Annotated in this window: 11 protein-coding genes; 3 read left to right on the top strand and 8 right to left on the bottom strand. The window is 49.9% G+C overall.

The annotated features are described in order from the left end of the window. Window positions 1–56: 56 nt before the first annotated feature. The 6 genes from ACOQOT_RS04595 to asnB form a co-directional block, all read right to left on the bottom strand. A complete protein-coding gene (locus ACOQOT_RS04595; protein ID WP_420561198.1) occupies window positions 57–1,046 on the bottom strand; it encodes an NAD-dependent epimerase/dehydratase family protein in 990 nt (329 codons plus the stop codon). An 11-nt stretch (window positions 1,047–1,057) separates the two neighbouring features. Beyond that, window positions 1,058–1,969 carry a class I SAM-dependent methyltransferase gene (locus ACOQOT_RS04590; RefSeq protein ID WP_420561197.1) on the bottom strand — a complete coding sequence of 304 codons (912 nt, stop codon included), beginning with the start codon at window positions 1,967–1,969 and terminating at the stop codon, window positions 1,058–1,060. Between the two features lie 118 nt (window positions 1,970–2,087). Then, window positions 2,088–3,209: a class I SAM-dependent methyltransferase gene (locus ACOQOT_RS04585; RefSeq protein ID WP_420561196.1), complete on the bottom strand. Its 1,122-nt coding sequence runs from the start codon at window positions 3,207–3,209 to the stop codon at window positions 2,088–2,090. A 76-nt stretch (window positions 3,210–3,285) separates the two neighbouring features. Continuing rightward, window positions 3,286–4,650, bottom strand: coding sequence for an ABC transporter ATP-binding protein (locus ACOQOT_RS04580; protein WP_420561195.1), 1,365 nt, complete (start codon window positions 4,648–4,650; stop codon window positions 3,286–3,288). Beyond that, entirely contained in the window at window positions 4,647–5,468 is an 822-nt protein-coding gene (locus tag ACOQOT_RS04575) for an ABC transporter permease (protein WP_420561194.1), read from the bottom strand. Before ACOQOT_RS04575 ends, ACOQOT_RS04580 begins: the two co-directional genes overlap by 4 nt. Window positions 5,469–5,504: 36 nt before the next feature. Beyond that, window positions 5,505–7,361 (bottom strand): asparagine synthase (glutamine-hydrolyzing), encoded by a 1,857-nt coding sequence (gene asnB / locus ACOQOT_RS04570; RefSeq protein WP_420561193.1) that lies wholly within the window; start codon window positions 7,359–7,361, stop codon window positions 5,505–5,507. A 171-nt stretch (window positions 7,362–7,532) separates the two neighbouring features. On the opposite strand from asnB, the gene ACOQOT_RS04565 reads away from it, so the two are divergent. From ACOQOT_RS04565 to ACOQOT_RS04555, 3 genes are all read left to right on the top strand, one after another. Then, window positions 7,533–8,609: an NAD-dependent epimerase/dehydratase family protein gene (locus tag ACOQOT_RS04565; RefSeq protein WP_420561192.1), complete on the top strand. Its 1,077-nt coding sequence runs from the start codon at window positions 7,533–7,535 to the stop codon at window positions 8,607–8,609. A gap of 119 nt (window positions 8,610–8,728) precedes the next feature. Next, window positions 8,729–9,850: a hypothetical protein gene (locus ACOQOT_RS04560; protein WP_420561191.1), complete on the top strand. Its 1,122-nt coding sequence runs from the start codon at window positions 8,729–8,731 to the stop codon at window positions 9,848–9,850. Beyond that, window positions 9,847–10,752: an NAD-dependent epimerase/dehydratase family protein gene (locus ACOQOT_RS04555; RefSeq protein ID WP_420561190.1), complete on the top strand. Its 906-nt coding sequence runs from the start codon at window positions 9,847–9,849 to the stop codon at window positions 10,750–10,752. The genes ACOQOT_RS04560 and ACOQOT_RS04555 overlap by 4 nt, the downstream gene beginning before the upstream one ends. 20 nt (window positions 10,753–10,772) lie before the next feature. Here ACOQOT_RS04555 and ACOQOT_RS04550 read toward each other — a convergent pair whose 3' ends face one another. Both ACOQOT_RS04550 and ACOQOT_RS04545 read right to left on the bottom strand, forming a co-directional pair. Beyond that, the gene (locus tag ACOQOT_RS04550; protein ID WP_420561189.1) at window positions 10,773–12,494 is read right to left on the bottom strand and encodes a glycosyltransferase; all 1,722 of its coding nucleotides are present in this window, start codon (window positions 12,492–12,494) and stop codon (window positions 10,773–10,775) included. A 47-nt stretch (window positions 12,495–12,541) separates the two neighbouring features. Further along, a complete protein-coding gene (locus ACOQOT_RS04545; RefSeq protein WP_420561188.1) occupies window positions 12,542–13,642 on the bottom strand; it encodes a glycosyltransferase in 1,101 nt (366 codons plus the stop codon). Between the last annotated feature and the right edge of the window lie 31 nt (window positions 13,643–13,673).

Here is a 13,673-nt window from a genome sequence, read left to right as displayed (position 1 = left end):
AAGAAAGAACTATCATAGGTTATTCATTCCAGCTGCCCACCAAGCCACAACAGCATTCACTGCTTCTTTCGTCTTTCCTCAACTTCTTCGATATGCGCCCTACGCCACTCTATCAGTCGTTGCAGACCTTCCTTCAGACCATAAACCGCCTTGAAGCCGATCTCGGCTTCTGCCTTTTCGGGGCAACCAATACGGTTACGGACCAGTGTAGCTGCGCTGCGCGGCGCGTAGATGATTTCGTGCTCGCTACCCGTCAGCTCAATCAGAAGCTCCGCCAGCGTCTTGAGAGAAGTTCTGATACCCGTGCCTACATTATAGAAAGTGGACGTCGTGTCGCCCTTCATGGCATGGATGTTTGCGCGAGCACAGTCCTCTACCGCAACGAAGTCGAACGCCTCACTGCCGTCACCCAGGATGGTGGGGCCTTGTCCGGCATCGATCGCATCGAGCATCTTCATGATGACAGCGATATATGCGCCTTTATAGTCCTGGCGGGGCCCGTACACGTTCATATAGCGCAGCCCCACAGCGTTCAGACCGTATCTATGGCAGTAAGCGGTCAGCATCGCTTCGCCAGCGATCTTCGTGGCACCATAGAAATTCTTGTTGTTGAAAGGATGATCTTCAGTCATTGGCTCGGTTAGCGCGTCACCGTAGACGGATGCCGATGACGAATAAACCAGACGCTGTACTCCCGCCTTGACGCAGGCATCCAAGACATTGAACGTACCCTCTATATTCGTCTTGAAGGCTGATCTCGGATATTCATGGCATTGAAGCAACCATAAAGCGGCAAAGTGAAATACGCCATCAACGCCTTCCATTGCCGCCTGCAAGATATCTGTTTGATTTATGTCCCCGCCAGCTTCAAATATTCGTACGCGCGGATCGCGCAGCGCGCTTTTCAGATTGCCCATGCTGCCACGGGTAAAGTTGTCATAGACAATAATCTCAGCGACATCTTCTTGCGTCAGCAAATCAACGGTATGAGATCCGATCAATCCTCCACCGCCAATTACAAGCACCCTCTTGCCTTTCAACTCCATCGACAACTCCCCTATTTCTTTTCGAGTGCTATAAGATAATTACCAGACTGGATTTCGATCGTTTCAAGTACGTCAAACTTGTCTGCCAGAACCTTCCAAAACCAATTCTTTCCGGGATGAAAGAGGTGGAAGCGATCCGGAGGCGTTATTGTCGCGCTATAAGGATCATAAGGAAAGGTATCTTCAAAGAGACCTGTCCAAAGGAGAAGCTTTCCCTCTGCCGTCAGTACACGAGCAATTTCATCAAGCGCGACGTCGAGCAGGTAAACATGATCCAGCGACGTGCCTACGGTAACGGTTTCAAACGAGCAATCCTCCCACGGCAAAAACTCTGCATAGGTTTGCGCAAAGATGAACGGATGCGGCGTGATAGGGGGAAGCGGATCTATTCCGGCGAGACGGCCAACGGGAATGTCTGCAAGATAAACTGGAACCGGAAGGGGCCCCGTTCCGATATCAAGCACCCGCCCCTCAGCGTACGCATTAACAAACATCCTGAAATATCCGGCTTCAAGATGCCCCGAGACACTTAAATCTGCATCCGTTGGGATGGAATATGCTTCTTCTCCCGCCGAAAAGGTTTGCTTCCACTGTTCAATATTCAGCGGGGCCCTCTCTGCCAAGACAGAAAACTGCTCTTCTAGAGACAAAGAACGCTGCGGAGGGGAAACAGAAGGAACTTCGTCTACCTTATTCTGCATCAAACCGGAGATCACCCCCCGTGCGACCAGCATGTTCAGCCGTTCTTGCCGCTGCTGATTGTCATGCATCAAGGTTACATAGACCTCAAGCTTATTCAGTGCATTCGCAAGTCGCTGAACGCTTTCCGCGGACGCCAGCCCGGCTCCAACTGCATGACCTTGGCCCGATTGCCGCCGGGACCTCCGCAACATCAGTCTTCGTAATGCGCTTAGCAGGGTCATATCGCTCTACTTTTCGGTTCGATTTATTCAAGTACGCTGGTTTATCTGGCTAGAGCAATGGCACCTGCCACCTCTCCTCAAGCGGTCGGCTCACACATGATACGAAACACGATGGTATTCATGCAGGCTTTGTCAGCAGAACAGAAATGCCATTCGGATTTGCGTCGTTCATTTTATAACTATCTACGCCAAGCTTCGTCAGCCAGCCGACCACCTCATCATCCGTATGTTGCCAAGCATGATGCGGGTGATACCAGTCAAAATTCACCATGTTGTTTGTTTCGAAGTCAAAGGCATCATTCCAGAAGCACTTCATGAAACCATAATAAAAGAAGCGCTGCAGATTATGCTCTCCCTCCGGAAGACCAAGCGCGGGAACTCCTTTCTCCAAAACGATCTTGGCATCGAGTTTTGACAACTGCCGCCCAATCTCGGTGATCTCCTCACATGCCTCGTAGCATTCTTCAGGCCCCATCTTGGTGAAGGTCTCCCGAAGAGTTTCATCGACGAATTGCCTAACGGGTCCCATCTTCCTGTAAACATAGAAAAAGAACTGTCCCCCAGGCGCAAGTTTCCGGTAAAGCGCCTTCACGCCGCCAAACGTATCCGGTGTGTGATGCAGCACGCCATCAGCCACAATGAAGTCAAAATAATCATCGGGCACGGGCGCCTCAAATAGGTCAGCCTGTACCACGGTCACAGTATCAAGACCTCTGGAGTTCTCATAGCTCGTCCGAGCGCCCTCAGAGATGTCGACGGCAACCACCTCGGCTCCGCTCTTCTCGGCCATAAGCCGCGTATGGAATCCGGAACCAGGGCCTACTTCTAAAATCCTAGACTTTGAGGCGTAAAATCCATCCAGCGCCTCAAGCGTGGGGAGACCGAACTTCTTCCGGTACCAGTCAAGAAGGAACTCCTGATGCTGCTTCTCCATCCCGTAATTCTTGAAGCGTTGCCATTTGTCCGAGAAAGTTTTGCTCGTTATGCTTTGCCCTCTGTCATCCTGAGGAAGCTCCTCTGTCAACGGCAGGTCATGAGCCGCTGCGAAATCCCGCAGATCAATCTGAAGCGCCTTGCTCGGAAACACCGGCAACCCATCCAATATCGGGAACCAGTTTTCGGTTTTGGGTTCCCACAACACCCCTTTCAGCACATCCTCTCCACGCGCGTCAAACTCCTCTAGTTCCAACTCTTTCAAGGAGTTCGGCGACCTCAAATGCTTGATAGATGTTCTTTTCATGGCTTATTCGTTGAACTCCGGCGAAGAAATTAATAGGGGGAGTCGTATTGAGCACCTTCAGCGGGCGCCCCGGATTCTAAGTTGATGTCGCCTCATGCTTCCAAGACACCATGGGATAAAACACCGCGGGAGAAGGGTAACCCGCGCGCTGAACAACCAAACGATATCGCTGATGATGATACTCGTAGAATTCGGTTCCGCTCGGGATATTGGGCAACAGTCCGAACGAAACAAGATACTCCCCCTCCAGAAGCTGGAGAGGAGAGATGCGAGCTTCGATATACCCTTTCTTAAATGCTTTTTTTCTAAAACTCTCACCCCCGTAAGAGAGCAAGTCCTCATCCCTCTTCACGTTAACTGTTGAAAATTGGTTGATCAGCGTCATTTCAGGCGCCTTGTGAATACCAATCGCAAGCCCCAATGTTTGCTCTTCTTCGAAAGCATCATCCTTCTCGTACCAGACCCGCAACGTGATATCATCGAAAGTGCGCGCCACATCTATCGGCTCATCATCCTTATTCAGAAATTCCACGTTGGTCACAGCAATACCGCCACGTTGGTACACTTCATGATGCAGAGCACTCACAGCCTTCTGTTCAGGTTCATCAACTGTCAGTAGGGACTCCTGCTCCTCGCATTCTTTCGGTAGCGAGGCAGATGCTGGAATCGCAGCACCTTGCTCCAATTGCGCTATCCTTCCAGTGCCGCCAGATGTACGCAGATGAACGTTGTAATCATATCTTCTGCATACTTCGATCGCATCGCCGATTTCCCTGACGCGCCCGTCTTCGATCCATACAGCCCGATCGCACAAGGAGGCGACCTGATGGGACGAATGACTCACAAAGAGAACGGTGGCTCCGCTATCAACGATCTGCCGGATTCTCGCCATGCACTTAGTGACGAAATACGCATCACCCGCCGCCAAGGCTTCATCAACGATCAATATTTCCGGGTCCACGCTGATTGCCGTTGCGAATGTAAGACGCGCCTGCATACCACTGGAATAGGTTTTGAATGGTTGATCGATGACGCCGGCAAGCTCCGAGAACTCGACAATCCAATCAAACTTAGCTTCAATTTCCTGCCTGGACATCCCCATGCACAGGCCACCAAGTATCACGTTGTCACGCCCGGAATATTCGGGATGGAACCCCGTACCTAGCTCCAGAATCGCCGAAATACGCCCATTGACATCGACGGTTCCTGTTGTCCCTGTCAACGTTCCGGCAATTATCTTCAGCAGCGTGGATTTACCTGCTCCATTCGGACCTATGATGCCACAACATTCGCCCTTCAAGATGTCCAGGTTTATTCCCTGCAAGGCAGCATGCAGATTATGGCGCACCCTTCTCGTAAAGCTCTCCAGCAACAAATCTGTTGGACTGGAATACACACGATAAAGCTTGCTGAGGTTGCGGATCTCGATTGCAGCCGTCACAACACATCCCCAAAATTTTGCTTCGTATGCTGAAAAATTACTGCGCCTACCAGAAAGAACCCGGCGGAGAAGAGCGGCAGGGCTACCCAAGCTACGGGATGGATAATCTGCTGATAGAAGAAGATATCCTGATAACACCAAATCAGGTAACTGAGAGGATTGCTATACAGAACGGCAAGCGACCAATCCGGCAACCACTCAGGTAAATAAACGATTGGGAGAAGAAAGATGCCAAATGTCGCAAACATTTGAACGACCTCTCGCACGTCGCGAATGAATACGGACAGAGCTGACAGAAGATAAGTCAATCCTAAAAGCATCAACACCTGCAGGGAAATCACAAGCGGCAACAAAGGCAGCAAAGGGGATATTTCACCAAACTGCACAAAAATATAAGCTGCAAGGACAAAGTACCCTACCAACTGCACCAGCAGAGCGCTAAAATTCGACTTGGCAACCAAAGCTTCTATTGGAAAAACAACCTGCTTCACCAGGTTAGAATTCGCCAACAGGGCGCTAGTTCCTTTCACCAATGCTTGAGAAATCGCAAGCCAAGCAACGAGCCCGGACAACATATAAGCAGTAAAGTCGAGCCCCTCACCTCCGAGAGCATCCAGGTTCAACCTCTTTCCCGCCAAGGCGCCAAAAACAACTATGTAGACGCCGATCACCACGCAAGGATGCAATACGGCCCAAGCAGCCGAAAGCGCAGATCCGCGATAGCTTTCTTGCACATCTCTCAGCACCAATTCCCACAATAGACTCTTATTTCGAAAAAGGCTTTTAACTGTATTGAACGCAGATCCGATGCCGAACATGTCTGGGTGCCAATTTATTTATCGATTGATGAACGCTTAGACCAGATCAAACTCTTTAAAGGTTTCTTCCAAAGCCAGCAATGACCAGATCATCAGCCGCCGGTTGTGGTTGCCTGTTAAATGCTGCTCTATGAGGGGATAGATATTCTTAAAGGAAAGCACTTCGTAAAGCTTAGCATCTTCAGAGCAAATCTTATTCCGGACATACTCAATACTTTGGCCTTTGAACCACGAGGCATCAGGCGCAGAAAAGCCCTGCTTTGCGCGCCCTAGCACTTCATCAGGAACCTGTCCCCTCAGCGCCTCTCTCAGTATCCTTTTTCCTTCATTTGTACGACCGGCACTATTTTTCGCTTTGTCCCTATCCCCCAATATTGAAGCCTGGCCGAGCTTGAGACCAACCGGCAATTCCTGACAAAGATCAACAAGGTCATTATCTAGGAAAGGTAATCGCACCTCCAAGCCATGACTCATCGACACCTTGTCTTCGACCGCGAGCAATCCGGGTAAAAATGTCTGAGCTTCGAATGTCATTATCGAATTAAGGCGGTCGTCACGACTATCGCCACCTGGGATCCGTGAAAAATGATGCTCAAAGACTTCGCGCGGATCATCGCCCTTAATATTGGACCATACTGGCGCCATGACAGAGGCTAAAGAGTCCGCAGGAATCACACGCTGCCAATAGTTGAACAGCTTTTCGGCAAAGCGCCCTTTGTCGAGGTCCAAAACTTCTTCGTATCGCCAAGGGTATCCGCCAAAAAGCTCATCCCCGCCCGTTCCCGCAAGCACAACCTTGTTAAACTTAGCAGCAAGACTCGCAATGAAGTAATTGGGGTAGCTTTGCCCAACACGCGGCTCTTCAATGCACCGCACAAGCGCCGGCATGACACGCTCCATGTCACCGGCCTTGAGCACCATCTCGTAATGTTCGGTATCAAAACGAGCGGACATCATTTCTGCATCGCGCCGCTCATCAAAAAACAACTCCATCCCTGATGCTGAGGATAGATCAAATCCACAAGTGAAGGTTCTCATATGCGGCAATATTTTTGATGCGTGTGCAACAATGGCCCCGGAATCCAAACCACCAGATAGATACCCTCCAACCTCCACATCAGCAATCAACTGCCTGGAGACTGCGAGAGAAAAGGCATCACCAACCCGCTCTATGGCCTCACGCTCATCCTCAAGCCGCATACCGCCCATGAACTTAAATGACCAGTATCTCTCGGGCTTGATTGCCTTGGCGTCACCACTCCGCACGTAGGCGAACGAGCCCGCAGGAAGTGTCTGAACCTTCTCGAACAATGTTCTTGAAGACAGGAAATTCTGGAACGTGAGATATTCTCTTAGCCCTGCCAAATCCAATCTTCCGGCAATGCTCGGGTGAGCGAGCAGCGCCTTTATCTCGGAGCCGAAGGCAAGACAACCGCTTTGTACGGAATAATACAAAGGCTTGATGCCATACCTGTCCCTAGCCAAGAGCAGCGTTTTTTCCTGATTGTCCCATAAGGCCAAAGCGAACATACCATTCAGCCTCTTGAACGCCTCAACCCCCCATTCCGCTAAGGCATGAAGAACGACTTCGGTATCTCCGTCCGAGTGGAAGCGGTGTCCTCTGGCCTGAAGGAATGCCCTCAACTCCAGAAAATTATACACTTCTCCATTGTAAATCAGCGTGTATCGCCCATCTTCTGACTGCATGGGCTGGCGGGCCGCATCAGATAGATCCAAGATTGACAGCCGTTGATGGGAAAGGGCGACATTTTCATGTGCCCAGGCCCCATTGCCATCCGGGCCACGGTGCGACAAACGCTCGCCCATACGTTGAGCTATTGTGATATCGGCAGGCTTCCCATGCCAATTGAAGTAACCCGCTATGCCGCACATTCAGAACACGCCCAAATTTCCATACCCCTTCGGGCAAATGCGCCAGTCTCCCGGCAAATACAAGAGATTCTCAGTTTTCACCCTTTTCTGTATCCGGATCTGTATCCGGAGTACCATGCCCCCGTCGACCCTAAATCATCAAAAATAAACAGATAAGTTCGCCCTTTAGGCTTGCTTGGCTACACCGCTGTGATTATAGATGGCACGCAAATAATTTTGTCCATCAGCGCCGATTCCCAATTATCGGGAAGGTATCTTTCTGCTGCGATTGTGGTATACAACTCAATGAAAAATAAGCGTTTTTTTATTACAGGTGGTTTTGGCTTCATTGGGTCAACCTTGGTAAGGCGGCTGATCAATGACAACGAAATTATGACATATGATAATTTGTTCAGAAATGCCCTAGGAGACGACCCGGCAACTAAACACCCCAACCTCACTGCAGTTCAGGGTGATGTTCTGGACACCCAGAAGCTTGAGCAGGCAATCCGGGATTACCGCCCTACCCATATCGTTCATTGCGCGGCCATAGCCGGCATCGACACAGTTGTGCAGAAACCCGTCTCTACAATTGATATCAATGTGACAGGCACGGCCAACCTTCTCAGAGCCGCAAATGAACTGAATGGGTTGGAACGGGTCGTCCTATTCTCGACGAGCGAAGTGTTCGGCACTCATGCCTTTCAAAGCAGCGAGATAACGTCGGCAGTTATCGGGGCTGTTGGCGAAGCCCGGTGGACATACGCTGTCTCTAAACTCGTATGCGAACATCTTGGTCATGCCTATTTCCATCAGTATGGAATGCCTGTGACTGTTGTGCGCCCATTCAATGTATATGGTCCCGGCCAAGTAGGCGAAGGTGCGCTATCCACATTTATCAAACGTGCGCTTAGCAGCGAAGATCTTATCATCCATGGTGATGGCAGCCAGATTCGCGCATGGTGTTATGTAGACGATATGGTAGAGGGGGTTTATTCGGTATTGCAGCACCCAAATGCCGTTGGCGAATCCTTCAACATCGGGAATGCAAAAGCAGTAACCACCATCTATGGCTTGGCAAGTACGGTTATCCGACTAATTGGATCGCGCTCAAACATCATTTTCCAAGAGAAAACGCATGCAGATATCGAATTGCGTGTCCCGGATGTGAAGAAAGCACGCGATCTGCTGGACTATGAGGCCAATATAGACTTGGAGGATGGCATTCCGCGTACAGCAGTCTACTACAAAGAAAAGCTGTCCCTTTAATTCCGATGGCCGCCTTCCCGGCCCATAACATTTTGCGTGGTATGCCCTCAGTGAGGGCTGCCCTTGTCGCGACTGTCGGCCTGTTCGCAGACATGGTTGCAATACCATTACTGCTTCTCATGGCTATCCGCTTCAGAAAGAAAGAAAATCGACAAAGAATCGGCATTGGCCCAGAACCATTGATTGGCAATGCCAACCTATGTTCTGCATTGCGACTTCATGGCTTACCTTGCGAAACATACGTTCACTCGCTGTATCACGTAACAACGAAGTTCGATCATTTTCTAGGTTCCAAAAAACGCTTCTTACAACGTTTTTGGGTGCCTTATCGTACAACCCACTGGATATTGAGCCGCTACGACACCGTCTTTCATTCCTTTGTTGGCGGGGGTCTGGCTTCAACTACATGGGCTTGGCGAATCGAACCTTTTCTGTACCGCGTTGCCGGCATACAGAGCATCATGATTCCTTATGGCGCTGACGTTTATGATTTTCGTGAAAACACGAACGAAACTGTAAGGACACGCTTTCTACTCGATTACCCGGAACATAGTTCACGTTATCGAACAATCAAAAAGCGGGTGGATATCTGGTCCCGTTTTGCCACCAAGGTTGTATCGGGCTGTGACTGGATCCCTTATACTCCTCGCATTGACCTGCTTATGTTGTCATATTTCTGCGTCTCGCCCCGTGATTACGAAAATAAGCCCGTGCGATCTTTTCGTCCGTTCAGAGACAAGCTCAGGGTGCTCCACGCCCCAAACCATCGGTTTATCAAAGGAACAGACGCGCTCATTGCAGCTATCGATGAATTGCAATCAGAGGGTATTGAAATTCAGCTGGAACTAATTGAGCGCGAACCCAACGAATCCGTCAAACGTAAAATACTCGAAACCGATATCGTCGCAGATCAGTTTGTGCTGGGCTGGTATGCCATGTTCAGCATTGAGGCCATGGCTAGCGGCAAGCCAACCCTGTGTTACCTTGCTGACGATCTTCTGAATATCTATCGACAGGAAGGCCTGCTGAAGGATCATGAGCCGCCCCTTATCAATACCAGCCTGGCCGGCATAAAAGATACTCTGCGCAGCATAGCGCATGGGAAAATCGATCTCGCTCAGTATGGAAGATCAGGCCCTCCGTTCGTCGCAAAGCATCATTCTTTAAACTCGGTGGGGCGCGATATAAGCCGGCTTATAGCTCAGATGGCTCAAGACACTCACTCGGATATAGAGCAATGAAGATAGCAATTACAGGCGCAAGCGGTTTCGTAGGACGCGCACTCGCAAAATTCCTGTCCTCAGATGAATCGATCGAAGGTTTGTATTTAATCGGTCGCTCTACCTCGCTATCCGAACTTGAGCTAGGGACAGTTATTCCTGCCGACTTTTCCTCACCACAAAGCCTTCTTCCTGAGCTCCCCCCTCTGGACGCTGTCATTCACTTGGCAACCTCTCCTTATCATCGGGATTTTCCTGCAAAAGCCGACGACCTTTTCAATGTCAATGTGAGCGGGACAAATCAAATTTTGCAAGCCGCACTCCGTGCACGGGCTGAACGGTTCATCAACATCTCCACCGGAAGCGTATATGAGCCGTTTCACACCCTGCCTCTTCAAGAGGAAGACGATGGCCGACCGACGAATTACTATGCAGCCACGAAATTGTGCTCCGAGATACTCACCAGAGCCTTCTCAGGTCATATGCAGACGACCTCATTGCGGCTGTTCGTACCATACGGACCAGGTCAACATGGCCGCATGATACCCGATCTCATCAACCGGGTATCGGAAGGCCATGCTGTATTGCTTCCGGCCCAAGGCACCGGCCTTACCACGAATCCAATCTTTATCGATGATGTCTGCCACATCGTTACCAGCTTGCTGACCCAAGACGTCTTGCCCGACACCCTGAACCTCGCGGGACCCACCAATGTGAGCATAAGCGAGATAGCCCGGCTCATCGGCGAAAAGTTAAACAAGGAACCCATTTTTCAAAGGTCCCCAGATCTTAAGCCGAAAGACCTGATAGGGGACACAAGCAAGCTCACAGCCCTGCTGCCGAAGAACAGGTTAACGCCGTTTTCAAGCGGACTCGATGCCACGCTGCACGCAATCTCACACAGCCGTCCTACTCATGGTTGAATTGCAGGATGAAGAAAATCTCATGCTTTGGACGAAAGAGTTTCCACAGCAGATGTGCTGAGCATTGACCGATACATGTTCAATTGCGCTGCAAGCCCTTGCTCGACAGAGTGAAAATTTTTCATCCACTCTTGGCATTCCTTGCCGCATTGATCAGCACTTTCCGGGTCCAGCAGCACTTTCCGCATAGCATCCCGGAGTTCGGCGACATTTTTCACATTCATTAGCGGGGGAACCGACCCAAAGAACAATTTGCATGAAGGCTCGTCCAATCGTGTAATGAGCGCCCGTCCAAGAGCCATAGCGTCCAGCGCCACGCCACCCATTGCAGGCGCCACAAACTGGTCGATGACCGCTACCGCTTCCATATAGGTTGGCCACAAGGCTTTTTTGCTCATGGGGCGCTTCCATTCGAAAACTTCCTCGAGGCCAAGTTCTCTTATCAGCTTCTTGGTTTCTTCTACCTCCTGTCCCCATTCAACAAATACGACTTTGAAACCAAAGCCTTCTTTTCTAAGCTCGGCCGCAGCCCTGACAATCCAATCATTGCCCTTTCGCCAAGAGTCGTGCCCTTCCTTCCAATGATGCCTGGCAGGAGCGAGAAAGTAAGGTAAATCCGCACTGGTCGCAGCCGCATAAGTTGACTGATAAGCCACAGCACTGTCCAAATCAAAAGCATGCGGAACCACCCTTCTGCGTTCTTTCGAAATCTTCAGTCGGTCGGCTGCCTCTATGCAATCGACATTCGTAATAAAAACGCCCGGCGCATTCTTGTAGGTATATGCACACACTCGCCCCTGTAAATCGTCAATGAAGGGGATGGTCCGGATTGTTCCCAATTCATAAGCGGTAAAGTTGGAAACTCCCGCGACCAGAGGGTAAACCGCCGATGTGGTATATCCTTGGATTACATCGTAGTATTTAAATAGCTCCTGAAATCTCTTTATGTGAGTGCAATAATACGTCAAGTCGTTTTCTATATCGGCTGACTTCTGAACTTTCTCACCTCGACACTCATCCTCTCTGGCGTCCTGCTCATTTACGTCGGCGGAATCTTCTGCAGCAAAGCGACAGGCCATCCATCGTCGAATCGAGACCATCGCTCCGGTTGGCTCTTTTTGCGCTATCTGCCGCAAATAGCTTAGCGATTTGAACACTTCCAACAGAAATGACCAGACGATCCTGAGTATGGCCCTTTTATATGACTCATTCTTTTCTCGATCACTATACACTCTGAATAGGAATCTGTTTTTCAGCCGATAAATACGTTCTACATAAGGGTACACACGATCTACACTGGACAAGCGCATTCTGTAAAATTCTAGCATGCGCCGTACGATCGCGCTTTTGACAAACTTTTTCTGTTTTCGTGCCAGATGATAGGAATAAACGAGTTGAAGTGGCCCTTGGGCAAACCAGTTTGGCCTTGAATAACCATTTACGGAAACCCGACTCCAATCCGGCCTGAACTCGTCGCCAAACTCCCCATGAATGACTGCGTCTTCCCATTCCGGAGATGCCATGATGTGATAGAAATCGTTGCATAAGACGTCCGCCTCGATTCCGTGCCGACGCATCAACTTGGCGTTCACATACGCATAGTTGGCAATGTTGTTTATATGGAGAATGCGTAATGGGCGGCCGTGTTCTCTTTCAAACCTGTCCAACCACTCCTTTTCCTCCGACCACTGATGCGCCGGGCAGCACGCCCCTGATACTTCTTGCGATTTTTTTTCTGTCATCTTATCCGTTGGCATTCGGCATCAGAGAAAATCAATTGTCCGGAAAACTACAATTGTTTCTCTTTCAGACATTTCCGGTAATGCGAGACTGTTAGCTGTGCCACGTTCTTTCGGGAATGCCAAGCATGCGCGTACTCGAGACCAACCCTTTTCAATCCCTCCGCTTGCTCCCTTTGGCGCACATACGCTCTTAGCTTTTCATATATGCTCTGTTTGTCTATGCGTATAAAAGGCAGGCCCTTAACCATCTCTTCTGGAATGAACTGTAAATGGTCGTCATTTATAAACACGGCTGTCGGCACCCCTAAAAAAAGCGCTTCAACCGACACGACGCCGTACCATCCCACTAGCACTTGATCTACGAAGAGGTCGGCTTTTGCCAGACGCCGCAACAACTCCTTCCGGCTCACCCCTTCGATTAGATCAACTTCAACGACGCCCGGAAATTCATCCGCTAATTTTTCCAAAGCTTTTAGGATGTACGATGTTCCCTTTACCGCACGCTGCGTTGGGGCATGGGCGATACGTACCTTTCCGCCCTCAAAGAAATCTTCCTTGCTGCGGAGCAGTCCCTCATCGGCTATGCAATAAGGAAGAAAGGAGGATTTCTCCGGGGGAAGGAAATAAAGCAGATCTGGATTTTGAGCATAAATGTGGTCTGCATATTCGTCGACTTTCTCAATGGAACGCCTGCGCCACAAATCTAACCGACCAGAATTGCACGCGCCGTCATAACAATCTTTTTCGAAACACGCCGCAAAGCTGTTACCTTGTATCTTTAAACGTTCCATGGTTGGATATTTCTGTCGGGCATCGCAACCTTGGTAGGTAAAAATCTTCACGGCGTCTTTGGAGAAAAGGCCGATATCCAAATGGCTTATGTTATATTTTGCGAAATGCAATAATGTTGAGCCATAGTTGAAATGATAAACGTCATATCCATTCCTGTACTTGGCAAGCGCCTCCAAATGACCAACCAACTTCCCCAGCTTTCCCCGTTTCTCAAGTCCAAGATTGATATCAGCCTCAAAACCGTATTGGTTGCCATACAGATTCAATGTTGAGCTCGCGATGCCCAGATCACGCTCCCCCTGTGCCAATCCCTGGACATGGCCGCTCACCACATTTGGCAGGTGCAATACCTTCAAGAAGCCCCCTCGACTACCGGCGCGTCGATAT

Source organism: Tepidicaulis sp. (assembly GCF_965222285.1).
Lineage (GTDB): Bacteria > Pseudomonadota > Alphaproteobacteria > Parvibaculales > Parvibaculaceae > Tepidicaulis.
The sequence above is the reverse complement of the archived record's forward strand: the minus strand, read 5'-3'. Positions and strand labels throughout refer to the sequence as shown.

Coding starts and splice junctions, on each gene's coding strand:
- ACOQOT_RS04595 (WP_420561198.1), bottom strand. CDS start 1,046: ATGGAGTTGAAAGGCAAGAGGGTGCTTGTAATTGGCGGTGGAGGATTG.
- ACOQOT_RS04590 (WP_420561197.1), bottom strand. CDS start 1,969: ATGACCCTGCTAAGCGCATTACGAAGACTGATGTTGCGGAGGTCCCGG.
- ACOQOT_RS04585 (WP_420561196.1), bottom strand. CDS start 3,209: ATGAAAAGAACATCTATCAAGCATTTGAGGTCGCCGAACTCCTTGAAA.
- ACOQOT_RS04575 (WP_420561194.1), bottom strand. CDS start 5,468: ATGTTCGGCATCGGATCTGCGTTCAATACAGTTAAAAGCCTTTTTCGA.
- asnB (WP_420561193.1), bottom strand. CDS start 7,361: ATGTGCGGCATAGCGGGTTACTTCAATTGGCATGGGAAGCCTGCCGAT.
- ACOQOT_RS04560 (WP_420561191.1), top strand. CDS start 8,729: ATGGCTATCCGCTTCAGAAAGAAAGAAAATCGACAAAGAATCGGCATT.
- ACOQOT_RS04555 (WP_420561190.1), top strand. CDS start 9,847: ATGAAGATAGCAATTACAGGCGCAAGCGGTTTCGTAGGACGCGCACTC.
- ACOQOT_RS04550 (WP_420561189.1), bottom strand. CDS start 12,494: ATGACAGAAAAAAAATCGCAAGAAGTATCAGGGGCGTGCTGCCCGGCG.